We start from the raw sequence: 22755 nt of genomic DNA, 5'->3' as shown, positions 1-22755 counted from the left end.
TGTCAGCGTGAGGGCGTCCGGAAGCCCTCGGCGGCGGCACCCGGCACCTGCTCGGGACGCCGTCCGGGCGGGCCGGCCTCGGTGTCCCGGGCGACCGAGGGCAGCAGCCGTTCGTGCCCGGTGGTCGACCAGTCCAGCATGAGCAGGGTGGCGTCGTCCTGGAGTACCCCGCCCTGGTGCTCGAGGACCGTGGCGGCGAGGCGCCGGAGGGTCTCGGGCGCGGAGACCTCGTCGAGCTCGGCGCGTTCGCAGAGGTCGACCAGCCGGCGTTCGCCGAAGAAGTGACCATCGGCGTCCCGGGCCTCGGTGATGCCGTCGGAGTAGAAGACGACCCGGTCGTCGGGCTCGAGCCATTCGGCCGACACCTGGGCGTCCTCGGCACGGTTCCCGACGCCCAGGGGGAGACCGGGGGCCGCCCCGAACGCCTCGATCAGGTGCCCGCGGCGCAGCAGCAGCGGGGGCGGGTGGCCGGCGACCAGGTAGCGCAGCTCGCCGGTGACGAGGTCCAGCCGGGCCAGGACGGCGGTGACGAACCGGGGACGGGTGCCGGCGGCCTGCATCTGGACGTCGGCCTCGGCGGCGAGCTCGGCGAGGTCCTCCACCCCGCGGCGGCGGGCGTTGCGGATGGCGCTGACGGCCAGTGCCGTCGCGCTCCCGGCCGCGAGGTCGTGCCCGACGCCGTCGAACACCGCGACGTAGGCGGTCCCGGCGTCGACGACGTAGTCGTAGCCGTCGCCGGCCACCTGGTCGTAGGGCTCGAGGAGGGCGGTGACGACGACGTTCTCCGTCGCGAAGGTCCGCGGCGGCACCAGCTGCCAGAGCAGCTCGGCGGCAACGGAGAGCGGGCGCGGCGCCCGGATGCGGCGGATGCGATCGCTGTAGGGCAGCTTGCCGATCGCGATGTGCCCCATCACCCCCGACAGCGTCCAGCAGCGGCGGCGCAGCTCCAGGTCGTCGACCACGTCGTCGGCGAGCTCGAGGCGCACGACCCCGGCCCGTTCGGTGCCGTCGAGCATCGGCACCCAGAGGATCCGGCGGCCGTCGTCGGTGAAGCCGGAGACGAACTCGCCGTGCTGGAACGCCCGCCCGGCCAGCGTCCCCTCCACCGCGACCGGGGGCGGCGGGTCGGCCCGCACCGAGGTCAGCACCTCCTGGCCGAGGTCCGCGAGCAGGACGTCGGCGCGCAGACCCCGCGGCGCGACGATCTCGTCGACCATCGCCGACAGCCCCTCGCCGACGACCAGGTGCGACCGGTCCGTCAGCGCGGTGAGGACATCGCCCCACTCCAGCTCGTCCCTGGCCACGCACGGACCCTACGGTGTGAAGGGGAGGCGTCGGCGTCGTCGTCGGCGTCGCTCCACCACCGACCGGGGAGCACCATGTCGTCGACACTGAGTCGCGCCGACGCCACGATCACGCTCAACAACGGCGTGCGGATGCCGCAGCTGGGCTTCGGGGTGTCCGAGGCCCGCGACGCCGAGGCGTCGGTGTCCGAGGCCCTCGCGCAGGGCTACCGCAGCATCGACACCGCCGCGGTCTACGGCAACGAGGACGGCGTGGGGCGCGCCATCGCCGCCTCAGGCCTCCCGCGCGAGGACCTGTTCGTCACCACCAAGGTGTGGAACGGCCACCAGGGCTGTGACCACGCCCTGGACTGCGCCGCGGCCAGCCTGGACCGGCTCGGCCTCGAGCACGTCGACCTGTACCTCGTGCACTGGCCGACCGACGCCTTCGCCGAGTGCGTGCAGACGTGGTCGGGCATGGAGCAGCTCTACGAGGAGCGCCGGGCCCGCGCGATCGGGGTGTCGAACTTCCGGGCCGGGCACCTGCAGCGGATCCTGGTGCTCGGCGGGACCGTGCCGGCGGTCAACCAGATCGAGCTGCACCCGCACCTGCAGCAGCACGAGATGCGGGCGCTGCACGACGCGCACGGCCTGCGTACCGAGGCCTGGAGCCCGCTGGGGCGCGGCACTGTGCTGCAGGAGCCGGTGCTGGGGGAGATCGCTGAGCGCCTCGACGCCACCCCTGCCCAGGTGGTCCTGCGCTGGCACCTCCAGCAGGGCCACATCGTCATCCCCAAGTCCGACACCCCGCAGCGCATCGCGGAGAACCGTGCCGCGGCCGAGCTCGAGCTCACCGACGACGACCTGGCGGCCATCGCCGGCCTCGACGTCCCCGACGGCGCCGGGCGCATCGGGCCCGTGCCGGACGACCCGGGGTCGGACACCTGACCGCGTAACAGCGGGCGGACCGGCGTCGATCGATCATCCGACCGATTCCGCGGCATGGTGGGGCGACGACATGCATCCCTGGGACGACCCGAGAAACGCCCCAGCGAACTACGACCACGCTCTGGGTGCCCCGCACGGTGCCGTCGACCCGAGCCGTTTCGCGAGCTTCCACGAGTACCAGAACGCGCTGAACGCGCAGCACGCCCAGGACCAGTACGAAGGATGGTCGGCCGCGGAGTCCTTGCGGCAGGAAGAGGACTTCATGCTGCTGATGACGGCGCTGCTGTGACCGCGCCGACGGGGTGGGAGTACGCCGCCTACCAGTCGAGGAGCAAGTGGGTCGAGCACGAGAAGCGGTACTCCTACACGGTGAAGATCACCGCAGGAATCGATCGCGTCGTGCTCGCGGACGAGGACGACGCGCGCGAGCCGCGTCCGCTCTTCTGGTCGAACTGGATGGGTCAGTACGGCTGGGAGATGGTCAGTTACGAGACCGCGAAGAGGGCATTCCTCGGAGACGGGAAAGCGGAGTCCTACCCGAGCGCTACGACCATCTACTTCAAGAGACCGCGGCCGCTCCGTTGACCGCGGTGCCGCGGCTGCCCGGCTACGCCGACTTCGTGCCGATCGGTTCGGGCGGCTTCGCCACCGTCCACCGCGCCCGCCGGATCGCGTTCGACCAGGTCGTGGCGGTCAAGTTCGTGCACCTCAGCGGCGCGCCGGACGGGGTGCGGATGAGGTTCGACCGCGAACGCCGTGCCCTCGGCAGCCTGGCCCACCACCCGCACATCGTCACGGTCTACGACGGCGGCTTCGCCCCGGAGGGCGAGCCCTACCTCGTCATGGAGTACCTGCCGGCCGGCTCGCTGGACCGATGGGCGGGCCACCTGGACGTGGCCGAGGTCCTGCGGATCGGCGTGCAGATGGCGGGAGCGCTGGAGACGGCGCACCGGGCCGGTGTCCTGCACCGCGACGTCAAGCCGGCGAACATCCTCCGGTCCCGGTTCGGCGACCCGGTCCTGGCCGACTTCGGCATCGCCCGGCTCGCGGGCGGGTCCCGGACCACCTCCGGCATGGTCACGGCGAGCCTGCCCTACGCGCCGCCGGAGGTGCTGGAGGCGCGCGCCCCGTCACCCGCCTCCGACGTCTGGTCCCTCGCCGCGGCGCTGGTGTGCCTGCTCAGCGGGCGACCGCCCTTCGTCGACGAGGTCGGTGACGGTGGAGCGGCCGCGCTCATCGCGCGCATCGTGCGTCGGGAACCCCCCGATCTCGCGGCGATGGGCATCCCCGACGAGCTCGTGCCGACCCTGCAGGCGGCGCTGACCGACGACGATCGCCGCCGCTCGACCGGGGCTGCGGCGTTCGCCCGGTCCCTGCGCGACGTCCAGCGGATGCGCGGGGAAGCCCTGACCGTGCCGGTCGTCGAGGAGTTCGCGGACGGGGAGCCGTCGTCACCGACGCGTCACGGTCCGGACTCCGATCGGAGCGCCACCGTGCCCGTCGACGTGGCCCGGGCCGAGACCGAGGGTCCTGCGCCTCGGCCGACGGCGGACGACCCCACGCCGCGACGTGCGTGGCGCGGGCCCGCCGTCGTGGTCGGGGCGCTCGTCCTCGCCGTCGCGGTGGCGGCGGCCGTGCTGGCCGGTGTCACGGGGACCGGCCGATCCTCGGCGGCGGGGGCGGCGCCGGCTGTCGCGCCCGTGGCCGTGCCCCCGTCGACGACGGTCGTGTCACCGCCGCCGGAGTTCCCCGACGACTACGCCGGGACGTGGTCGGGCCTGGTCGCCGACCTCACCGACGACGCGGACCCCGGCAACACCGTCACGATCGTCATGGTGGCGGGGACGAGCACGGGTCGGATCCGCACGCGCCTGACCTCCGGTGAGCAGTGCTCCGGTCGGGTGGAGCTACGGGCGGTGTCTCCCGAGGGCACCCTCATCACGCTCGAGGAGATCATCGAGGTGGGCGCCGACTTCTGCTCCGGGCGCACGTTCACCCTCACGACGGCGGGCTTCGGCGACGTCCTGCGCTACCAGTACGAGGTCCCCGGACGACCGGACGCCCCGCTCATCGGAGTGCTGGAGAACCAGGGTCCACCGACGTGACCGCGACGTGCTGCTGTGCGGTCAACCCCAGGGTGCTCGGGCGATCGCGCGCCTAGCGTCCGGGGTGTGACTCGTCGTGCTCGCCCCACTGCCCGCGCAGGACCGGCCGACGGGTGGACGCGGCTCGTCGGCCCGCTCGGCCCCGGCGCCTCCGCGGCCGTGCTCGGCAGCGCGCTCGCCGGTGGCGTCGCCGCCGGTCTGGGCGCGACGGGTCGGGTGGGTCCGGGGCGTGGCCTGCTCGACGGACTCGTCGCGGCCGACCTCGTGGGCGGGCTGGTGACCTTCCAGCTACCGCCCACCCGACGGCAGTACGCGCGCTCGTCCCCGCGGGCGCGCCTGACCTTCGTGCTCCTCCACCTCCACCCCTTCGCGTTGCCCCTGACCCGGCAGGGCGGCTGGCGGCGCGCGGTGTCCCGCTACGCGGCGGCCGTGGCGGCGACCGGGGCGCTGGAGGTCCTCTGCGCCCGGAGCGCGTCCCGCCGCACCGTGGCGAACATCGTCGCCACCGCTGCCGCGGTCGTCGACGGCGCGACGACCCGCACGGGACCACGCTGGTTCGGCCCGGTCTACCTGGCGAAGCTGATCGGCGGGCACGGCGGCATCCCTCGTGCTCCGCTCGACGTCAGAGCGCGTCGTGGATCCAGTCGGCGATGTAGCCGGTGGCGGCGGGCATGTTGTCGGCGCTGACGTGCTCCACCCCGCCCTCCCGCGCGGTGAACCACGTCAGCTCGCGCCGCGGGCTGTTGACCGCCGTCTCGTACTGGGCGACCGCGTACTCGCGGGGGATCTGCCGGTCGTTCGCGCCGTGGGTCACGAGGAACGGCACGGTGATCCTCTCGGTGACCCCGACCAGGCTCATCGACGGGGCGAACGCCATGAACTCGTCGAGGGTGTCCTTGCCGAACACCCACTGGACGTGGTCCCAGTAGTGGGGCACGGGGCGGTCGCCCTCGCGGGCCAGGCGACGCTTCTGCAGCTCGCCCCAGTCGTAGTTCGCCCCCCAGGCGACGCAGACGCGGAAGCGCTCCTCGAACGCGGCGGCGCGCGGCGCGTAGTAGCCCCCGAGCGACCAGCCGATGATGCCGACGCGGTCGCCGTCGACGTCGTCGCGTGCCTCGAGCCAGTCCACGCACGGACCGGCCCAGTGCTCGCTGTCGTGCCGTCCGGTCAGCCCCCGCAGCCGCAGCGCCTCCCCGCTGCCCGGGTGGTCGACGATCAGGGTCGACACGCCCCGCCGCGCCAGCTCCTGCGCGATCCCGGACCCGTGGACCATCTCCTTCGTGCTGTCCAGCCCGTTGGTGAAGACCATGCAGGGCGAGGGCCCGCCGGCGCCCTCGGCGGGGACGAACAGCCCGGGCATGCTCGTGTCCCCGTACGGGATCTCCACCCTGGTGGTGCCGCGCCGGTCCAGCGTGATGGCCTTCCCGAACGCGTCGAGCATCGCGCGGTAGGCCGTCCGACGGGGCGCGTAGTGCCTGCTCTGCAGGCGCTCGGCGGTGAGGTAGTGCACCGCGGCGCGGTAGTACCGGGCGCCGGCCGACAGGGGGTGGCCGGCGGCCTCGTCCTCGCGGGCGAGCTCGGTGAGGCGGTCGGCGACGGCCGTCCAGGACCGGAAGAACAGCTCGGTTCCCGCGTCCTCGCCGTCGCGGGCGGCGTCGAGGACGGGCGCGCAGGCCTCGTCGACCTCGCTGATGTGGGCGCCGGTGTTGAGTGCGATGTTGACCGACAGGTTCCACACGTAGTTGCCGGGGAACACCTCGAACACGGCAGGTCCTCTCACCAGTGGATCGGCGGCAGCCCGGGGACGGGCGAGGGGAAGCACGGCAGCGTCGTCCCACGCAGGCTGCCGAGGTAGACCTGGTCGAGGCCCGGGCCGCCGAAGGTGACGCTGGCGAGCCAGGGGGCGAGGGTGCCGCCGGTGCGCGACAGCGTCTCGAAGCTCACCGCCTCACCGGCGGCGAACTCCTTCTCGAAGGCCGCGGTGGCCTCGGGGTCGCCGTCGCAGAACAGCTCCAGCAGCTCGCCCTCGGGTGTGAGGGCGACCAGCCGGTCCGCGAAGATCATCGTCGCCCAGAGGTTGCCGTGGCGGTCGAAGGTGATGCCGTCGACGACGCCGTCGCCGAGCGAGCTCGGCCCGAACACCTCGCGCTCCAGCACGGATGCGTCCTCGGCGATGCGCAGGCGGCTGACGCGCTTGCCGGTCGTCTCGGCGACGTAGAGCCACTCCTCGGCGGCGTCGAAACGGATCTCGTTGGTGAACGCGAAGCCGTCGGCGACGACGCGCAGGCCGCGGTCGTCCAGGACGGCGACGTACCCGTCGGCGACGTGCCGGCCGATCGCCTCGCTCCACGGGTTGACCTTCGTCGACACCGTGATCCAGATGCGGCCGCGGCGGTCCCGGAGCACGAAGTTGACCTTGCCCAGGGGCTGCCCGTCGATCGTGTCGTGCAGGGTGCGCACCGTGCCGTCCCGGTCCATGACCTCGAGGGCGTCGGTGCCGAAGTTGGCGATCAGGAAGTCGCCGCCCGCGGTGAAGGCGAGGCCGTTGGGCAGCGTGCCGGAGAGCAGGCTCCCGGCCATGTCGTGGTCGGGGTCGAAGTGCTCCGACGGGCGCGCCGCGACGAGGTCCTGCGTGCCGTCGGGAGCGATGCGGACGACGCCGCCGCGCGCGTCCGCGGTCCACAGCGTGCCGTCGCGCTCGGCGAGGATGCACTCCGGGCGCTGCAGGTCGGTGCCGACGTTCCGGACGGCGGCCGGATCGAACTCCCAGGTCAGGAGCGGGTTCGCGGCCATCAGAACGGCTGGGCGAGCTGCGCGAAGGCCTGGCCCATCAGCCCCGCGTGGTCCGCGCCGGGCGTGCCCGGGTGCGTCTCCCACCAGCTGATCTGCGCCGAGGTCTCCACGACGTACCGGCACCGGTCGAAGCGGCGCTTGGCGAAGGTGCGCAGGCCGTCGTCGATGCCCGCCCCGGCGCCGAGCTCCTCGCCGAGGGCGACGGCGTCCTCGAGACACATCGCGGCGCCGGCCGCGAGGTGCGGGGTCGTCGCGTGCGCCGCGTCGCCGAGCACGAGGACACGGTCGCGGTGCCACGGTTCGGCGACGAGGAGGTTCTCGAAGACCGTGTAGTTGATCGGCGTCGACTCGTCGACCGCGGCGCGTGCCGTCGCACCGAACCCGCCGAAGGGCGCCAGACGCGCGCGGACGGCGGCCGCGGCGTCAGGGTCCGGTCGGAAGGCCTCGTCGATCGGGAAGAGGACGTACATGTACATGCTGTCGGGCCCGGTGGGCGTGAAGCCGACGGTGGTCTCGGGGTGGCCGACGAGCTGGCACTCCGTGGTCAGCGCCTCCGGCCGCGGTAGTACGACCCGGTAGATGCCCTGGCCCAGGAACCGGATCGGGACGTCGCCCACGACGAGCCGGCGCACGGTCGAACGTAGGCCGTCCGCGCCGACGACGAGGTCGTACCGCGAGCTCCCGCCGTCGTCGAGCGTCACCGTCGCGGAGCCGGAGTGGTGCTCGACGCCGGCGACCGCGGTGCCCGTGCGCATCGTGACCCCGGCCCGCCGGGCGTGGGCGAGCAGGATGCGGTGCAGCTCGGGTCGCATCATCCCGACCATGCCGGGGTGGTCGGTGCCGACCGCCTTCGGCAGCGGGAAGCGCGTGATCGGGCGGCCCGCCGGGTCGAAGAGCTCGAAGTCGTCCATGGCGTAGCCGGCGGCGGCGCACTCGTCGTAGACCCCGAGCCGCTCCAGCGCCCGCAGCGCCGCGCCGATCAGCGTGATGCCGCTGCCGAGCGCGTGGATCTCCGACTCGCGCTCGACCAGCTCGACGTCGATGTCCCGGGAGGCGAGCGCGGTGGCGGTGGCGAGCCCACCGATCCCGCCCCCGACGACCAGTGCCCTCGTCATGGCGATCCTCCTTCGGCGGCTGTGCCGACGACGCTAGGGGCGCCGGGGGGAGGGCAGGTAGCGACGCGTGTCGATGCGGATCATCAGCGAGATCGATCGATGAGCTCAGCCGTCCATGGCCGCGGCGGCGCGCCGGATGCGGTCACGCAGCCAGCGGTGTGCCGGGTCGGCGTCGGTCCGCGGCGACCAGAACATGGCCTCGGTCATCGGCGGGACGTCGAACGGCGGGTCGAGCAGCCGGATCGGGAGGTGGGACGCGAAGTAGGTGGCGAGACGCTCGTGCAGCAGCGCCATCAGGCGCGTGCCGGGCAGCATCAGCGGCTGGATGACGAAGCTCTGGGTGTGGACGTCGGCGTGCCGGTCGATGCCGAGGCGACGCAGCCGCAGCTCGCTGATCGTGACGCCCGGCGCGCCGTCGTAGGCGAGGTACGGCAGCGTCCGGAACTGCTCCTCCGTGATGTGCTCGCCGACGTCGGGGTGGTCGCGGTCGACCGCGACCACGAACCGCTCGGTGAACAGCGGCGCGGACCGCACCTCGGCGCTCCGGGACGCGAGCTCCGTGGGCAGGATCAGCAGGTCCAACTCCGAGCGGGCGAGGCGCTCGTCCGAGTCGGAGGTCGCCGGCCGCACGTTCAGGCGCAGCTTCGGCGCCTCCGCCTCCAGCTGGGCGAGCAGCGGGCGCAGCAGCACGAGGAGCACGTAGTCGCTGGCCATCAGCGCGAAGGTCCGATGGTCGGTCCGCGGGTCGAACTCCCGGGTCGCGCGCACCGTCGACTCGATGGTGTCGAGCGCGTCGCGGATGGGCCCGACCAGCTCGAGAGCGGTCGGCGTCGGGGTCAGCGCCCGGCCCTCGCGCACCAGCAGCGGGTCGTCGAAGAACTTCCGCAGCCGCGCCAGCGACGCGCTCATCGCGGGCTGCCCCACCGACAGCCGCTCCGCGGCCCGCGTGACGTTGCGCTCGGCGATCAGGACGTCGAACGCGACGAGCAGGTTGAGGTCCAGCTGCGGCAGCAGGGAGTCGCGGTCCATCGCCGGCCCCCCTCCTCCGCGGGCGACGACGTTACCGCGATCGCGGCCCGGTCATCGACGTGATCGATTTCGGACACTCAGCGGCAGACTGTCGAACCCGCGGAGCATGCGGTTCGTCTTGCGCACCGACGGCCCCGCGAGACGGATCTCCGCCGCGTTCGCGACGAGCTCGGAGAGCACGACCCGCCCGATCATCCGGGCCACCGGCGCGCCCAGGCAGAAGTGCACGCCGCGTCCGAAGGCGAGGTGGTCGTTGGGGCTCCGGTCGACGAGGAACGCGTCCGGATCCGGGAACTGCCGGGGATCCCGGTTGGCGGCGCCGAAGGCGACCATGACGCGCGACCCCGCCGGCAGCGTGACGTCGGCGACGGTCGTCTCGGTGGTCGTGACCCGGAAGAACCCCGGCTGGATCGGCGACTCGAACCGGAGGACCTCCTCGATCGCCGACGGCACCAGCTCGGGGCGTTCCACCAGGAGCGCCCACTGCTCCGGGTGCGTCGCGAGGGCGTGCGCGAGGTTGCCCAGCATGTTCACCGTGGTGTCCATCGCCGCGACCAGGATCCCGCCGAGCAGGGAGACGACCTCGCCCTGGCCGAGCTCGCCCTGCGCGCCCGCCTGCACGATCCGGTCGGCCCACCCCTCGGCGACGTACTCGCCGTCCGCGGCGATCCCGGCCACGAAGCCGAACAGGCCGCCGGTGGCCTCTGCGAGCGCGGGCGTCGCGCCGCCGGCCGGGCACCCCATGGAGTCGAAGATCGTCGAGGCCCACCGGCAGTACTCGTCGCGGTGCCGGTCGGGGTAGCCCATCAGCTCGGCCATGACCGTCGTCGGCACCGGCTGCGCGACCTGCGCGATCCAGTCGACCTCCGCTCCGGTCAGGACGCGCTCGAACGCCGTGCCGACGAGGTCGCGCACGCGCGGTTCCAGCGCGCCGATGGCCTTCGGGGTGAAGTCCCGGGCGACGGCGCGGCGGACGCGGGTGTGGTCGGGCGGGTCGGTGGAGAGGATGACGCCGCCCTCCTCGGGCGTGGCGACGGGCTCGAGGCCCGCCCCCTGCGCCGACGAGAACGTCTCCCAGTCGCGCAGGACCGCGGCGACGCCGTCGTACCGGGAGATCAACCAGACGCCGTAGCGATCGAGACGGACGCAGGGCGACTCGTCGCGCAGGGCGGCGTAGGAGGGGTACGGGTCGTCGCGCTGCTCGGCGGCGAAGGGATCGAACGCGGACCCCGCCGCGGGCCCCGAGATCGTCGTCATCGCGGGTTCACCTCCGGCGTCCGCGCGGCCCACGGGTTGCTGAGGTCCTCGTGCAGCTGCGGCGACACCCCGTCCTCGGTGCCCGCCATCCCGGCCGCCGAGGGGAACGCGTCCATCATCGAGTCGGGCATGTGCCAGTTGCGGTAGAAGTCGTTCGACCCCTGCGAGGGCTGCCACGTCCGGGGGCGCCAGTCCGGCACGTAGTTGCGGTAGCCGCCGGAGTTGAGCTCGACGCGGAGGCTGCTCGGCTCCCGGAAGTACAGGAAGCTCTGTTCGCCGATGCCGTGGACCGACGGCCCGTACTCGATGGGCGTCCCGTTCTCGATGAGGATGTCGGCCGCCCGGTGGAGGTCCTCCGGGTGGTCCGCCCAGAACGCGATGTGGTGGACGCGGCCCGCCGTCGCGGACGTGTCGATCACGATTCCCAGATCGTGCGACTTCTCGTTGGTGGTCAGCACCGAGAAGACGGTGACCGGCGCGTCCTCGAGATCGGTGAACGCCATGACGCGGAATCCGAGGACGTCGGAGTACCACTGCGCGAATCCGCGTACGTCCGAGGCCGCGATGGTCACGTGGTCGAGGAACCGCGGCGCCGCGCCGTGGCTGCTGCGGCGCTCCGGCCGGTCCGGGTACGTCGACTCGAAGCCCGCCTCGGCCGTGAACGGCGGGACGTCCCACACCAGGCTCATCCGGTGCCCGAAGGGGCCGACGAACGTGAAGGTCCGGCCCTGAGCAGGCAGGTCGTCGCGCCATACCCCGTGGACGCCGGCCGCCTCCACGCGCCCGACGAGCTCGTCGAGGGCGCCCGCGCTGTCCGCCCGCCAGGTCATGTCCGCGAGCCCGGCGTCCGGACCGGGGGCGACGACCACGCTGTGGCGATAGTGGTCGCCCCAGCAGCGCAGGTAGACCTTCCCGTCGGCCCGGTCGACGACCCGCAGACCGAAGCGCTCCACGTAGAACGCGACCGACGACTCGACGTCCGGGCTCGTGATCTCGAGGGAGATCAGATGGCTGAGCAGCCTGGGCATGCCGTTCCTCCCGTGCACGCGGGGCTCGGCGGATCGCCGATGATGCCGGGAACGCTAGGTCGGGGCCCCGCATCGCCGGAAACAGTTGTTGTCGATTCCTGGCATCGTCGTGGTCGATGTGTCCGCGGCCCCTTTCGGGTCAACCGCTCACCACTCGTCGGCGCCCTCGTGAAGAGTCCGGGTCACCAAGACCGACACCAGCACCCCGGCGACCGCGTCGCCCCGGCGGGCCGGCACCGCCTCGCGGCTCTGGCACCTGCTCATCACCGTCGACGTCGCCGCCGCCCTGGTCATCCAGCTGGGGCTCATCCTCACCGGGGGCCCTGACCCCAACACCGGCGAGACCGTCGCCTCGGTCGGGATCGCCACCCGGATGATCCAGACGCTGAGCTACTTCACCATCCAGAGCAACATCCTCGTGCTGATCGTCGCGGTCACGCTGGTGGCCGACCCCGGTCGGGACGGGCGGATCTGGCGCATCCTGCGGCTCGACGCCCTGCTGGGCATCGTCATCACCGGTCTGGTCTTCGACCTGGTCCTCATCGACTACGTCCACCCCAGCGGATGGCAGCTCGTCGCCACCATCGGCTTCCACTACATCGCCCCCTGGGCGACCCTGCTCGGGTGGCTGCTCTTCGGCCCGCGCCCCCGGATCGACCGCAGCACCATGGCCTGGGCGTTCCTCTGGCCGTTCGCCTGGATCGTCTACACGTTCCTCCGCGGCGCGCTGGTCGGCTGGTACCCCTACCCGTTCCTGGACGTCGCCGAGATCGGGTACGCCCGGTCGATCGCCAGCACCGCGATCATCCTCGGGGTGGCCGTCGTCCTGGTGCTGATCTTCAAGGCCATCGACGGCGCTCAGGCGCGGACGGCGAGCAGGCCGTAGCGGACCTCCTGGCCGGTGCGGCGGTCAGGCGCCGCCCTGCGGGGTCGACCCACACCCGACGGTGGCTCGAGTCGCGGCGACGGGCGGACGGTCCCGCCCGCCGCCCGCGGTGTCCGGCCGTGCGGAGCGTCACCCGGTCGTGCGGGTGACGATCGACGGTCGCCGCGTGTCCCACCGGTGAGATCGACGGGCGGTGCGGCCCGACCCGGGCGCCGACAGCCGATGCCCCGTCGACCGGCATCGGGAGGTCTCGTGATGAGCGAGCAGGTCCGTCCGGCCCCGCGCCCGACCCCGCGACGACCGACGCGGCTGCGCGGCTGGGTGTCGCTCGGGATGCTGCTGGCCTTCTACGTCGTCGGTGGTCTCCACGAGTTCGCCCCGGAGCTGGCCGCGGTCGTCGGGCTCGGCCGGTGACGGGTGACCCCGCTCGGGTTCGGGCGTCGCGGTGTCAAGCGCTCCAGGCCCGGGCGCGCCAGAAGGCCGTGAGCACGCGCGTGGCGCGGGCCGGGTCCTCGGTCATCCACCAGTGGCCCAGCCCGTCGAGCACCGTGACGTCGGCGCCCGCGCGCTCGGCGGCGCGGCGGCGGAGCGCCTCGGAGCCGGCGAAGGGGTCCTCGGTGGCGAGGATCGCGAGGCCGGGGCGGGTGGCCAGGGTCGGCAGTCCCTTGCCCAGGGTGGCCATGGCCGGTTGGGCGGCGGAGCGGTAGAGCGCGATGACCGCCTGCTTCATGTCCTCGTTCTGGACGCCGGCGATCTGCAGGGCCTCGGTGTGGCCGATGCCGAACGACTCCATCTGCTCGGCCCGCTGCTCCGGGGTCCCGCCGAGCATCTCGTCGAGGTGGGCCTCGCCGTCACCCGGCGTCTGCCAGGTCCGGGCCATGTCGTGCCACACGTAGTCCGGCTCGAAGAGGCTCAGCGCGTCGGTGGCCCAGCTGCGCACCAGCTCGGGGCGCGCCATCAGCGCGGTCACGAGGTGCCCGCCGCCCCAGTCGTGGCCCAGGAGGTCGACGGGCCGGTCGAAGCGCTCGAGCTCGCCGATCAGCCACTCGCGGTAGGCCGTCACGGTCGCCGGGAAGCCGGCCGGCAGCGGCACGCCGAAGCCGGGCGGGGAGAGCCGGACGACGTCGTCGACGCCCGCGCGGGCGAGCTCGGCGACGAGCGGGTCCCACAGCGCCGCGCTCTCCGGATTGCCGTGCACCAGTGCCACCGTCATGGCGCCGCATCCTCCCGTCTCGGCGTGCGTGCGGCGAGGCGACGGGTGTGGTCGGCCGCCAGCGCCGTCACGAGCCGGGCGACCCGCCGCGTCATCTCCCCGGCGTCCTGGTCGGGGTGGGCCACCCACCAGTCCATGAACGAGTCGACGATGCCGAGCCAGGTGCGGACCATCGCCGAGACGTCGAGCTCGTCGGTGATCCCGGCGTCGCCGAGCAGTTCGAGGACGCCCTCCCGGGCGAGGGCCTCGATGCGCGCCGCGTACCGCGCGACGACCTCGGCCGCGGGCCCGTCGACCGCGGCCGAGGGGTCGCGCAGGAGGCGCCAGAGGTGGCGGCGGTCGTCGAGCACGGCGAACATCGCCGCCAGCGTGCGCACCCCGCGCTCGACCCCGGCGCTGCCGTCGCGGGCCACCCGCTCGATCTCCGCGGCCAGCAGGCCGCCGGCCTCGGCGAGGCACGCGGCGTGCAGGCCCTCCTTCGAGCCGAAGTAGCTGTAGACCAGCGCCTTGGAGATACCCGCCGCGCGCGCGACGTCGGCGACGCCCGTGGCGGCGAACCCGTCGGTGCCGAAGGCGACCGACGCGACCCGCAGGATCTCCTGCTCCCGGTCGGCGCGCGGGACCCCCTTCGTCCCGGCGTTCGGTCGCGGAGCCACGATCCGACCCTATCGCGCGATATGACCCTGAGGTAACTTACCCGGAGGTCATATCGTGGGAGGGGTCATGGACGCACTGCTCGACCCGATGCAGAACCCGGTTACGTACGCGGCCCCGTTCTTCGTGCTGGCGATCCTCGTCGAGCTCGCGGCGCTGCGGTGGCTCGACCACGACGACTCGGTCAGCGGCTACGCCCTGCGGGACGCGCGGGCGTCGATCTCCATGGGCGTCGTGTCGCTCGTGTTCCTGACGGCGTTCAAGATCCTCACGTTCTTCGCGTTCAGCGCCGTGTACGTCTACCTCGCCCCGTTCCACCTGCCCACCGACACCTGGTGGTACTGGGTGCTGGTCGTGCTCGGGGTCGACCTCGGCTACTACGGGCACCACCGCTTCAGTCAGCGCGTGCGGATCGCCTGGGCCGGGCACCAGGCGCACCACTCCAGCGAGTTCATGAACTTCGGCACCGCGCTGCGCCAGAAGTGGAACCCGTGGTTCGAGTTCTTCTTCTGGCTGCCGCTGCCGCTCCTCGGCTTCGCGCCGTGGACGCTCTACGCCGCGTTCGGCGTGAACCTGGTCTTCCAGTTCTTCGTCCACACCGAGCTCGTCGACAAGCTCCCCCGTCCGGTCGAGTACGTGTTCAACACGCCGTCGCACCACCGCGTGCACCACGGCCGGGACCCGGAGTACCTCGACCGCAACTACGGCGGGATCCTCATCATCTGGGACCGGCTGTTCGGCACCTTCGCCGCCGAGGAGCGGCGGCCGTCCTACGGGCTCACCACGCCGGTCGAGACGTACAACATCCTCACCCTGCAGTACGGGCACTACGGCGACATCGCCCGCGACGTGCGGGCGGCGCGCCGCTGGCGCGACCGGCTCGGCTACGTGCTGGGCCCGCCCGGGTGGCAGCCGTCCGGTGGCCCGGCGCCGGAGCCGGTCCTGCCGCGCCGCTGACGGTGGTGTGAGGTGGGCGCATGACGACGTCGCCGTGCTCCCCGCCCGCCGCTCGCGACTGGCGCGACGCGTGAGGGGCGCCGAGGCCCTGGTCGGTTCGCTGGTCGGGGCGGGCGTCGACGTCTGCTTCATGAACCCGGGCACGTCCGAGATGCACTTCGTGCAGGCCCTGGACGACGTCCCGGAGATGCGGGGCGTCCTGACGTTGTTCGAGGGCGTCGCGACCGGCGCGGCCGACGCCCACGCGCGCCTCACCGGACGGCCCGCCGCGGTGCTGCTGCACCTGGGGCCGGGGCTGGGCAACGGGATGGCGAACCTGCACAACGCGCGGCGGGCCGGCACCCCGCTGGTCTGCGTCGTCGGCGCCCACGCCACCGACCACGTCCGGCACGACGCCCCGCTCGAGTCCGACATCACCGCCCTGGCGTGGACGGTCTCCGGGTGGGTGCACACCTGCGGCGACGTGCGCGACGTCGCCGACGACGCGGTGCGCGCCGTGGCGGCCGCCGCCGAGCGCGGCGGCCGGGTCGCGACGCTGGTCCTGCCCGCCGACGTGTCGTGGTCCGAGGGTGCCGAGCCCGCCCCCGCCCTGCCGGTCGCGGCCCCGTTCCCGCCGGCGCCCTCCCGGGTGGCGGGCGCCGCGACGGCGGTGCGCGCGGGTGGCGCGGTGATCCTGCTGGGTGGCCCGGCGCTGACCGCGCGCGCGATGGACGCCGCGAGCCGCGTCGCCGCCGCCACCGGGGCCCGCCTGCTCGTCGAGACCTTCCCGCGGCGGTGGGACACCGGCGCCGGCCGCCCCCGCGTCGACAAGCTCGCCTACTTCGCCGAGCAGGCGCTCGACCAGCTCGACGGGGCGTCGTCGCTGGTGCTGGCGGGCGCGCGCTCCCCGGTGTCGTTCTTCGGCTATCCCGGGGTCCCCGGCGACCTCGTGCCCGACGGCGCCACGGTGGTCGGCCTCGCCGACGCGGCGACCGACGCGGCCGCCGCCCTGGAGGCCCTGGCCGATGAGGTGGCCCCGGACGCGGTCGCCGCGCCGGCGCCGCGGGATGCGCCGGAGCCCGCGCCCGGGCCGCTGGACGTGCGCTCGCTGTGCGCCGCGGTCGCCGCGACCCTCCCCGAGGACGCGATCGTGGTCGACGAGTCGCTGACGGCCGCGGCCGTGCTCGCCCCGGCCCTGCAGACCGCCGCCCCGCACACGCAGCTGGCGCTCACCGGCGGCGCCATCGGCCAGGGCCCGCCCGCCGCGGTGGGCGCCGCGATCGCGGCCCCGGAGCGGCCGGTCGTCGCGGTGCAGGCCGACGGCAGCGCCCTGTACACGCTCCAGGCGCTCTGGACCCAGGCGCGCGAGCAGCTCGACGTCACCACCGTGCTGATCAACAACGCGGCGTACGCGATCCTCCGGGTGGAGCTCGCGCGCACCGGCGCCGGGGAGGCCGCCCACTCCGGGCGCGCCGGACGGATGCTGACGCTCACCGACCCGACGCCGGACTTCGTGGCGCTCGCGACCGGCTACGGCGTCCCGGCGCGGCGGGTGGAGACGTCCGAGGACCTCCTCGACGCGCTGCGGTGGGCCTATAGCGAGCCGGGGCCGCACCTCATCGAGGCGATCGTCCCCGCCGTGGGATAGGGCTCCGGGATTGCACTCGGCCTACGCCTCCGAGGAGATCGCCTCGGCAGCGCTCGTGATCGAGGCCAGGGCGTGGGTGATGACGGGTTGCGCGGCAGCGCCCGCCCGGGTGACGGCCACGATCCGGCGCACCGGGGCCGCCGACCCGCTCAGGCGCAGGCGCACGACCTCGCCGGCGCGGTGGTCCGGGGCCAGCCGGGGGAGCATGAAGATCCCGAAGCCGTGGGCGACGAGCGCCGTGCCGGTGTCCCACTCGTCGGAGTAGTGGGCGACGGTCGGGCGGAAGCCCGCGGCCTGGCACGCGGCGAGGGTGAGGCGGTGGTACGCGCTCCCGGGGCGGCAGGTGATCCATTGCTCGGACGCGGCGTCGCGCAGCGTCACCTCGGACCGGGCGGTGAGGTGGTGCCCGACCGGGACGGCGAGGTCGATCGGGTCGTCGAGCACGGGGTGCTGCTCGAAGCGCCGGTCGGTCCCGGGCGGGACGCGGTCGTCGACCACGAGCAGCGCGAGGTCGCAGTCGCCGGCCAGCAGCAGGTCGATGCAGCGTTCCGGCTCGGCGTCCATGACCTGGATGGCCAGTCCGGGGAAGCGGTCACGCAGCGCGGCGGCCGTGGGGACGAGGAACCGCGACGCCGCGGTGGAGAACCCGCACAGGCCGATCCGTCCCGGCGCGTCCTCGGTGCCGGCGAGCTCCGCGCGCGCGATCTCGGCCCCGGCGTGCAGCACCTCGGCGTGGCGCAGCAGGACGTGTCCCGCCGCCGTCGGTTCCATGCGCCGCCCGACCTGGCGCACGAGCGCCACGCCGAGCTCGTCGGCGAGCCCGCGCAGCTGCTGGGACACCGCGGACGAGGTGAAGTGCAACGCCTTGGCCGCCGCGGTCACCGAGCCGTGGTGGGCCACGAGCTGCAGCGTCCGCAGTCGGGAGTCGATCATGTAGCGATGCTACGCACTCGGTGAAGACACGTGCGCTGGTGCTGAACGGTCCCGCCGACGGAGGGTCGCGTCCATGACCCACGCGGTGTCCTCGCCGACGGTTCCGGTGCCGACGGCGTCCCGCGCCGCCCAGGGGTGGGCGCTCGCGCTGCTCGCCCTCGCGGCCGCCGGCGCCGGCATCCCGAGCCCCCTCTATCCCGCCTACCAGGCCCAGCTCGGCTTCACCGACATGACGTTGACCGCCGTCTACGCGGTCTATCCCCTGATCGGCGTGCCCGCGGTGTACCTGCTGGGCCCGCTGGGCGATCGGTTCCCGCCGCGTCGCGTCCTGCGCGCCGGTGTGGTCGTCGCCGCTGCGGGGTCCGTCGCTCTCGCCCTCGCGACGAGCACCGTCTGGCTGGTCCTCGGTCGGGTCGCCTACGGCGTCGCGCTCGCGCTGATCACCGGCGCCGGGGTCGCGGTGGCGACCAGCGGGGCGGACAAGGTGCGCGCGGGCCGGGTGTCGGCCGTCGTGTTCATCCTCGGCACGGGTGCGGGCCCCGTCCTCGGGGGCGCGCTCACCGGGTACGGGCCGACACCCGGCCTCCTGCCCTTCGGGGTCGACCTGCTGCTGCTCGCGATCGTGTTCGTCGGGCTCGGCAGCGTGCGGTCCCCGTCGGGCGGCGGGTCGTCGGCCGCGTCCCCCGACGGCCCGGCCATGACCCGCAGCGCACGGAGGGCCCTTGTCGTCGCCGCCGTGAACGGGTTCCTCGGATGGGCCGTGGTCGGTCTCTTCCTCGGCCTGATTGCCTCGGTCGCCGAGCGCTTCCTCGACCTCCGTGACCCGCTCCTGGCCGGAGGTCTCGCCGGCGCGCTGCTGGTGTGGTCGACGCTGACGGTGCCGGCGGTCGGCCCGCTGGGACCCCGCCGTGCCCAGCTCGTGGGCCTGGTCGCCCTGGCGGTGTCGCTCGTGGTCCTCGCGCTCGGCGTGGGCTCCCTCGCGGCGATCGTGGTGGCCTGCGTCGTGGCGGGCCTCGCCAACGGCCTGCTCTACAGCGGAGCGACCACCATCGTGAGCACGACGGCCCCACCGCAGCGGGCCAGCCGCACCGCCGCCGCCGTCTACTGCGCGTTCTATCTCGGCGCCGGACTCCCGGCCCTGCTCGCCGGCGTCCTCACGATCGCGCTTCCCCTCGACGCGGCACTGTCGACGATCGCCGCCGGGACGCTCGCCCTCACGGTGATCATGACCGTCGTCTCGACCGTCGACGGCCGCCGCGCCCGGCGTCGGACGTCCGTGGCTCGCTGACGCCGGACGGTGACAGGGCCTCGATCACCGCGACGTCGTCGGCGTACCACCGCCGGACGTTCTCCCGACCACGGTCGGACAGTGCGGTGTCGGAGTCCGGGGGAGCCCGGTGCGCGGCCACGGGATCGGTCGGGAGCGTCACCGGCGGCGCACCGAGCAGCCGGGTCAGCTCCCGCGCGAACGCGTCGAGGTCGACGACGGAGCCGACCAGGGCGATCCGGTCGAGCGGGAGGGTGTCGGGCGGCCCCAGGAACGAGGTCAACGGGTCGCGCACGTGGCGGATGGAGCGCATCGCGTCCTGCGCCGCGCCGCGTCGTCGGGGGTCGTCGAGCGCCCGCGCCAGGCTGTCGGCGGTCGGGAACGCGGCGAACGCCGCCGCCTCCTGCGGAGTCCACGGGGCGTCGTAGCGGGGCCTGCCCTGCCGCCGGCGGGAGTTGAAGGCGGAGACGAAGCGCGACACGGGGTCGCGCAGGACGAACACCGCGCGCTCGCCCGGCGGGACGTCGTCGAGGCCGAACCCGTGGTCGTGCAGCACCAGACGGTGGGTCGCCGTGACGACGTCGGACCGGCCGAAGGCCGCCTTGATCGCGGTGCCGCCCGTCTTGCCGATGTGCAGGAAGTGCAGGCGCGTGCGGCCGGCGACACGGTCGTCCGCGGCGTGCAGCAGCGTCCTGGCGACGCCGGCGCCCCGGCGCAGAGCGGCACGCGCCGGTCCCGTCACGCTGGCCGCTCCGTCGTCCTCGAGATCGGGCACACCCCCGTCCAGAGCCTTGCACATCGACCGGTGGCTAGGCTCCCGGTCGGCAGCCGGATGCCGTGGAGGACGCGCTTCGTGCTCACGTCGATCATCGTCGTCTGTACCCACGGTCGGCCCGGGGAGGTCCGGGAGCTCGCGGACCTGCTCGCGGCCATCCGCGGGCACCGCGACGTGCTGGTCGTGGACTCGAGCCCCGACGACGCCACCGCGACGGTGTGCCGCTCGTTCCTGTTCGTGCGCCACCAGCGCTCCGACCGGGCGAGCCTGGCCTACCAGCGCAACCGCGGGATCGAGACGGCCCGGGCGTCGGGGGTCGAGATCGTGCACTTCATCGACGACGACAGCCGGCCGCCGGCAGGCTACTTCGAGGCGCTGGAGGACGTGTTCGCGACGACCGACGTGGCCGGGGTCGGCGGGGTCCTCCACGGCGGGCCGGGCGCGGGGTGGCAGTGGCTGAAGAGGCTGTTCCAGCTCGACGGGCCCCGGCCCGGGGCCGTGCTGCCCAGCGGGCGCCCGACCCTCGGGCACCTGCGGGGACAGGGGGGCGACGCGTCGTGGCTCCCGGGCTTCGCGATGTCCTACCGGCTCGCCGCGATCGGGGACCGGCGCTTCGACGAGCGCCTGACCGGCTCGTCGTTCGGGGAGGACATGGACTTCTCGTTCCGGCTCGCCCGGGAGCACCGGCTCCACCTGTGCGCCGCGGCGTGGACGCGCCACGACCGGAGTTCGGTCAACCGCGTGCCGGCCCGCCGCTTCGCGCGGCACCGGACCGCCGCCAGCCACCGGTGGGTCGTCGAGAACCGGGAGCACGGCATGCGCCGGAGCGCGTTCTGGTGGAGCCTCGCCGGGGAGACGGGACTGCGTGTGGCGGGCGCGGTCCTCGGCCGGGCGGCCACGCGGGGCGAGCACCGGGCGGTGGCGCAGGGCAACCTCGACGGGGCGCGGGACATCCTGCGCGGACGCGTGACCCTGTGACCGGCGACGACGGGTCCCCGCGGCTCTGCCTCGTGCTCGGCGCACCGCGCAGCGGCACCACCTGGCTGCAACGCCTGCTCGCCGTCAGCCCTCACGTCGCCTCACCGCAGGAGTCGAACCTGTTCGGCGGCTACCTGGCACCCCAGCAGCGCGCCTGGCGTGCCGACGTCGAGCGTCTCGAGCACGCGGTCGCGACCGCCGGGGACGAGCGGCGCGTGATCGGCCTGCCGACCCTGCTCGAGGAGCGTGACCTGCTCGACGCCCAGCGCCTCCTGGTCGAGCGGTTCCTCGCGCGGGCCCTCGCCACCAAGCCGTCGGCCGAGCTGGTGGTGGAGAAGACCCCGGCGCACAGCCTCTGCGTCGACGTCGTCGACCGCGTCTGCCCGGCCGCCCGGTTCGTGCACATCGTGCGCGACCCGCGGGACGTCATGGCCTCGCTGCGCGACGCGGCCGCCGGGTGGGGACGAGGGTGGGCGCCGGCGGACCCCGTCGCCGCGGCACGCCTGTGGCGGCGTCACGTCGAGGGTGCCCGGCAGGCCGCGGCGCTCGGTCCGGACCGCTACCACCAGCTGCGCTACGAGGACCTGCGCGCCGACCCGGTCGGCACGCTCGCGCACGTGCGCACCTTCCTCGGGCTGCCCGACGATCCCCGGGCACTCGTGGACGCCGAGGCCGGAGCGGCGCCGGCCGCGACCTTCGCGTTCGAGCCACGGCTGCACCGGCGCATGGAGGCGCTCGGGGTGGGGGAGCCGGACGGCTTCCGCGGCGGTGGACGGGCGCCACTCGACCGCCGGTGGCGCCGGGCGGCGGAGATCGTCCTCGGGCCGACCGCCCGCGAGCTCGGGTACACGTCGGGGTGGGACGAGGTGTCCCGTCGGGCCCGTCGCCTCTGGGTCCCGCCGCTCTACGCGGCGCACGGACTCGACGGTGCCCGTCGCCGGTGGCGGCGGGGTGGGGAGGCCCGCGGATGGTGAACGGCCGGCGCTCGTCCGGTCCTCCGGGACTGCTGGCCCGCCGCGCGGTCGGGCGGGTGCGCCGCGCCGTCGCCCCCGTACCGTCCGTCTCCGCGGGCATCGCCCGGCTCGCCGCCGAGTCGCCGGCACCGGACGCGGAGGACGCCCCGGTGTTCCTCCTCGGCGCCGGGTGGCGCACCGGGTCCACCTACCTGCAGCGGATGGTGAACGCGACGCCGGGCACGCTCGTCTGGGGCGAGCCGTGGACCGAGGGCGCGATCGTCGCGCGCCTGGCCGAGTCGTTGGCGTTCCTGGACCCGCGCGGCGGGCGGTCCAGCGGTCGCCCCCTGCCGGCGGGGAGCCCGGTCCCGTCGGCGCAGGAGTGGACGGCGACCATGACGCCGCCGACGGAGAACATCCTCGCGGCGCAGCGGGCGATGCTCGATCGGTTGTGGCGGCACCCCGCCGCCGAGCACGGCTGCGCGCGGTGGGGGGTGAAGGAGAACGTCTGGGGCCGCGAGTGCCTCGAGCTGCTGATGCTGCTCTACCCGGGCGCCCGCTTCGTCCTCCTCGTCCGGGACCCGGTCGACCAGTGGCGCTCCTACCGCCCGCACACCGGCCGACCCTGGTACGTCCGGTTCCCGGAGGCGCCGGTCGTCGGGCCGTCCGCGTTCGGGCGGATGTGGGACCGCCTCGTGCGGGACTTCGTGACCGCGGACCGGCGGTCGGACCGGGCGACGATCGTGCGGTACGAGGACCTGTCGTCCCCGGGCGAGACGGCCCGGCTGACCACGTTCCTCGGACTCGACGAGCCGTTGCGCGCGGACCTGCCCCGGGTGGGCTCGTCGGTCACCACGCCGTTCTTCACCGAGGACCTCCCCGCGTGGGAGACGGCGATCCTGCGCCGGCGCACGTCGGTCGGACGGGGGCTGGTCGGCTACCCGTGACCACGGC

25 protein-coding genes are annotated in these 22755 nt (G+C 74.1%); 13 read left to right on the top strand and 12 right to left on the bottom strand.

What is annotated here, in order from left to right; genetic code table 11:
* Window positions 1-2 precede the first annotated feature (2 nt).
* Window positions 3-1304, bottom strand: coding sequence for a PP2C family protein-serine/threonine phosphatase (locus WCD41_RS23805; protein ID WP_337717143.1), 1302 nt, complete (start codon window positions 1302-1304; stop codon window positions 3-5).
* 75 nt (window positions 1305-1379) lie between these two features.
* Here WCD41_RS23805 and WCD41_RS23800 point away from each other — a divergent pair, with 75 nt between their 5' ends.
* From WCD41_RS23800 to WCD41_RS23780, 5 genes are all read left to right on the top strand, one after another.
* Window positions 1380-2231, top strand: a complete 852-nt coding sequence (locus tag WCD41_RS23800) for an aldo/keto reductase (protein WP_337717142.1) — start codon at window positions 1380-1382, stop codon at window positions 2229-2231.
* 70 nt (window positions 2232-2301) lie between these two features.
* Entirely contained in the window at window positions 2302-2520 is a 219-nt protein-coding gene (locus tag WCD41_RS23795) for a hypothetical protein (protein WP_337717139.1), read from the top strand.
* Complete coding sequence (locus WCD41_RS23790) at window positions 2517-2816, top strand: hypothetical protein (RefSeq protein ID WP_337717137.1); 300 nt, start codon at window positions 2517-2519, stop codon at window positions 2814-2816. Before WCD41_RS23795 ends, WCD41_RS23790 begins: the two co-directional genes overlap by 4 nt.
* A 5-nt stretch (window positions 2817-2821) precedes the next feature.
* Window positions 2822-4336, top strand: coding sequence for a serine/threonine-protein kinase (locus WCD41_RS23785; RefSeq protein WP_337717135.1), 1515 nt, complete (start codon window positions 2822-2824; stop codon window positions 4334-4336).
* 66 nt (window positions 4337-4402) lie between these two features.
* Window positions 4403-5023 carry a hypothetical protein gene (locus tag WCD41_RS23780; protein WP_337717133.1) on the top strand — a complete coding sequence of 207 codons (621 nt, stop codon included), beginning with the start codon at window positions 4403-4405 and terminating at the stop codon, window positions 5021-5023.
* On the opposite strand, the gene WCD41_RS23775 is transcribed toward WCD41_RS23780, so the two are convergent.
* From WCD41_RS23775 to WCD41_RS23745, 7 genes are all read right to left on the bottom strand, one after another.
* Entirely contained in the window at window positions 4959-6101 is a 1143-nt protein-coding gene (locus tag WCD41_RS23775; RefSeq protein ID WP_337717132.1) for an alpha/beta hydrolase family protein, read from the bottom strand. The genes WCD41_RS23780 and WCD41_RS23775 overlap by 65 nt on opposite strands.
* 11 nt (window positions 6102-6112) lie before the next feature.
* A complete protein-coding gene (locus WCD41_RS23770) occupies window positions 6113-7129 on the bottom strand; it encodes an SMP-30/gluconolactonase/LRE family protein (protein WP_337717130.1) in 1017 nt (338 codons plus the stop codon).
* Complete coding sequence (locus WCD41_RS23765) at window positions 7129-8244, bottom strand: FAD-dependent monooxygenase (RefSeq protein WP_337717128.1); 1116 nt, start codon at window positions 8242-8244, stop codon at window positions 7129-7131. Before WCD41_RS23765 ends, WCD41_RS23770 begins: the two co-directional genes overlap by 1 nt.
* A gap of 105 nt (window positions 8245-8349) precedes the next feature.
* Entirely contained in the window at window positions 8350-9273 is a 924-nt protein-coding gene (locus tag WCD41_RS23760) for a LysR family transcriptional regulator (protein ID WP_337717126.1), read from the bottom strand.
* Window positions 9274-9324: 51 nt separating this feature from the next.
* Window positions 9325-10530: a cytochrome P450 gene (locus tag WCD41_RS23755; protein ID WP_337717123.1), complete on the bottom strand. Its 1206-nt coding sequence runs from the start codon at window positions 10528-10530 to the stop codon at window positions 9325-9327.
* Window positions 10527-11558, bottom strand: coding sequence for a VOC family protein (locus WCD41_RS23750; protein WP_337717121.1), 1032 nt, complete (start codon window positions 11556-11558; stop codon window positions 10527-10529). Before WCD41_RS23750 ends, WCD41_RS23755 begins: the two co-directional genes overlap by 4 nt.
* 147 nt (window positions 11559-11705) lie before the next feature.
* On the bottom strand, window positions 11706-11852 hold the full coding sequence (locus WCD41_RS23745; protein ID WP_337717119.1) for a hypothetical protein: 147 nt from the start codon (window positions 11850-11852) through the stop codon (window positions 11706-11708).
* Window positions 11853-11931: 79 nt separating this feature from the next.
* Between WCD41_RS23745 and WCD41_RS23740 the strand changes: the two genes are divergently transcribed.
* The gene (locus WCD41_RS23740; RefSeq protein WP_337717117.1) at window positions 11932-12444 is read left to right on the top strand and encodes a Pr6Pr family membrane protein; all 513 of its coding nucleotides are present in this window, start codon (window positions 11932-11934) and stop codon (window positions 12442-12444) included.
* A gap of 255 nt (window positions 12445-12699) precedes the next feature.
* Window positions 12700-12858 (top strand): hypothetical protein, encoded by a 159-nt coding sequence (locus WCD41_RS23735; protein ID WP_337717114.1) that lies wholly within the window; start codon window positions 12700-12702, stop codon window positions 12856-12858.
* Window positions 12859-12892: 34 nt separating this feature from the next.
* Here the strand turns inward: WCD41_RS23735 and WCD41_RS23730 are convergent, their stop codons facing one another.
* Both WCD41_RS23730 and WCD41_RS23725 read right to left on the bottom strand, forming a co-directional pair.
* The gene (locus tag WCD41_RS23730; RefSeq protein WP_337717112.1) at window positions 12893-13657 is read right to left on the bottom strand and encodes an alpha/beta fold hydrolase; all 765 of its coding nucleotides are present in this window, start codon (window positions 13655-13657) and stop codon (window positions 12893-12895) included.
* The gene (locus WCD41_RS23725; RefSeq protein ID WP_337717110.1) at window positions 13654-14313 is read right to left on the bottom strand and encodes a TetR/AcrR family transcriptional regulator; all 660 of its coding nucleotides are present in this window, start codon (window positions 14311-14313) and stop codon (window positions 13654-13656) included. The genes WCD41_RS23730 and WCD41_RS23725 overlap by 4 nt, the downstream gene beginning before the upstream one ends.
* Before the next feature lie 67 nt (window positions 14314-14380).
* On the opposite strand from WCD41_RS23725, the gene WCD41_RS23720 reads away from it, so the two are divergent.
* Both WCD41_RS23720 and WCD41_RS23715 read left to right on the top strand, forming a co-directional pair.
* Window positions 14381-15268 (top strand): sterol desaturase family protein, encoded by an 888-nt coding sequence (locus WCD41_RS23720; protein WP_337717109.1) that lies wholly within the window; start codon window positions 14381-14383, stop codon window positions 15266-15268.
* 70 nt (window positions 15269-15338) lie between these two features.
* Window positions 15339-16895: an acetolactate synthase large subunit gene (locus WCD41_RS23715; RefSeq protein WP_337717528.1), complete on the top strand. Its 1557-nt coding sequence runs from the start codon at window positions 15339-15341 to the stop codon at window positions 16893-16895.
* Between the two features lie 21 nt (window positions 16896-16916).
* Here WCD41_RS23715 and WCD41_RS23710 read toward each other — a convergent pair whose 3' ends face one another.
* Window positions 16917-17828 (bottom strand): LysR family transcriptional regulator, encoded by a 912-nt coding sequence (locus WCD41_RS23710; protein WP_337717106.1) that lies wholly within the window; start codon window positions 17826-17828, stop codon window positions 16917-16919.
* A 73-nt stretch (window positions 17829-17901) separates the two neighbouring features.
* On the opposite strand from WCD41_RS23710, the gene WCD41_RS23705 reads away from it, so the two are divergent.
* On the top strand, window positions 17902-19116 hold the full coding sequence (locus tag WCD41_RS23705) for an MFS transporter (RefSeq protein WP_337717104.1): 1215 nt from the start codon (window positions 17902-17904) through the stop codon (window positions 19114-19116).
* Here the strand turns inward: WCD41_RS23705 and WCD41_RS23700 are convergent.
* A complete protein-coding gene (locus WCD41_RS23700) occupies window positions 19052-19837 on the bottom strand; it encodes a sulfotransferase family protein (RefSeq protein ID WP_337717102.1) in 786 nt (261 codons plus the stop codon). The genes WCD41_RS23705 and WCD41_RS23700 overlap by 65 nt on opposite strands.
* A gap of 111 nt (window positions 19838-19948) precedes the next feature.
* Between WCD41_RS23700 and WCD41_RS23695 the strand changes: the two genes are divergently transcribed.
* The 3 genes from WCD41_RS23695 to WCD41_RS23685 are packed head-to-tail and all read left to right on the top strand — an operon-like array spanning window position 19949 to window position 22748.
* A complete protein-coding gene (locus WCD41_RS23695; RefSeq protein ID WP_337717100.1) occupies window positions 19949-20848 on the top strand; it encodes a glycosyltransferase family 2 protein in 900 nt (299 codons plus the stop codon).
* Window positions 20845-21822, top strand: a complete 978-nt coding sequence (locus WCD41_RS23690) for a sulfotransferase family protein (protein ID WP_337717098.1) — start codon at window positions 20845-20847, stop codon at window positions 21820-21822. The genes WCD41_RS23695 and WCD41_RS23690 overlap by 4 nt, the downstream gene beginning before the upstream one ends.
* Window positions 21816-22748, top strand: coding sequence for a sulfotransferase family protein (locus WCD41_RS23685; protein WP_337717095.1), 933 nt, complete (start codon window positions 21816-21818; stop codon window positions 22746-22748). Before WCD41_RS23690 ends, WCD41_RS23685 begins: the two co-directional genes overlap by 7 nt.
* The last annotated feature ends 7 nt before the right edge of the window (window positions 22749-22755 follow it).

It is taken from the genome of Actinomycetospora aeridis, from assembly GCF_037400275.1.
GTDB lineage: Bacteria > Actinomycetota > Actinomycetes > Mycobacteriales > Pseudonocardiaceae > Actinomycetospora > Actinomycetospora aeridis.
Note: the sequence above shows the minus strand (reverse complement) of the source record. Positions and strands in the feature narration are given on the sequence as shown.

Excerpts from the sequence above, each read along its gene's own strand:
- WCD41_RS23800 (WP_337717142.1), top strand. The coding sequence starts at position 1,380 with ATGTCGTCGACACTGAGTCGCGCCGACGCCACGATCACGCTCAACAAC.
- WCD41_RS23795 (WP_337717139.1), top strand. The coding sequence starts at position 2,302 with ATGCATCCCTGGGACGACCCGAGAAACGCCCCAGCGAACTACGACCAC.
- WCD41_RS23770 (WP_337717130.1), bottom strand. The coding sequence starts at position 7,129 with ATGGCCGCGAACCCGCTCCTGACCTGGGAGTTCGATCCGGCCGCCGTC.
- WCD41_RS23765 (WP_337717128.1), bottom strand. The coding sequence starts at position 8,244 with ATGACGAGGGCACTGGTCGTCGGGGGCGGGATCGGTGGGCTCGCCACC.
- WCD41_RS23760 (WP_337717126.1), bottom strand. The coding sequence starts at position 9,273 with ATGGACCGCGACTCCCTGCTGCCGCAGCTGGACCTCAACCTGCTCGTC.
- WCD41_RS23755 (WP_337717123.1), bottom strand. The coding sequence starts at position 10,530 with ATGACGACGATCTCGGGGCCCGCGGCGGGGTCCGCGTTCGATCCCTTC.
- WCD41_RS23750 (WP_337717121.1), bottom strand. The coding sequence starts at position 11,558 with ATGCCCAGGCTGCTCAGCCATCTGATCTCCCTCGAGATCACGAGCCCG.
- WCD41_RS23745 (WP_337717119.1), bottom strand. The coding sequence starts at position 11,852 with ATGACCAGGGCGGCGGCGACGTCGACGGTGATGAGCAGGTGCCAGAGC.
- WCD41_RS23740 (WP_337717117.1), top strand. The coding sequence starts at position 11,932 with ATGATCCAGACGCTGAGCTACTTCACCATCCAGAGCAACATCCTCGTG.
- WCD41_RS23735 (WP_337717114.1), top strand. The coding sequence starts at position 12,700 with ATGAGCGAGCAGGTCCGTCCGGCCCCGCGCCCGACCCCGCGACGACCG.
- WCD41_RS23730 (WP_337717112.1), bottom strand. The coding sequence starts at position 13,657 with ATGACGGTGGCACTGGTGCACGGCAATCCGGAGAGCGCGGCGCTGTGG.
- WCD41_RS23720 (WP_337717109.1), top strand. The coding sequence starts at position 14,381 with ATGGACGCACTGCTCGACCCGATGCAGAACCCGGTTACGTACGCGGCC.
- WCD41_RS23710 (WP_337717106.1), bottom strand. The coding sequence starts at position 17,828 with ATGATCGACTCCCGACTGCGGACGCTGCAGCTCGTGGCCCACCACGGC.
- WCD41_RS23705 (WP_337717104.1), top strand. The coding sequence starts at position 17,902 with ATGACCCACGCGGTGTCCTCGCCGACGGTTCCGGTGCCGACGGCGTCC.
- WCD41_RS23685 (WP_337717095.1), top strand. The coding sequence starts at position 21,816 with ATGGTGAACGGCCGGCGCTCGTCCGGTCCTCCGGGACTGCTGGCCCGC.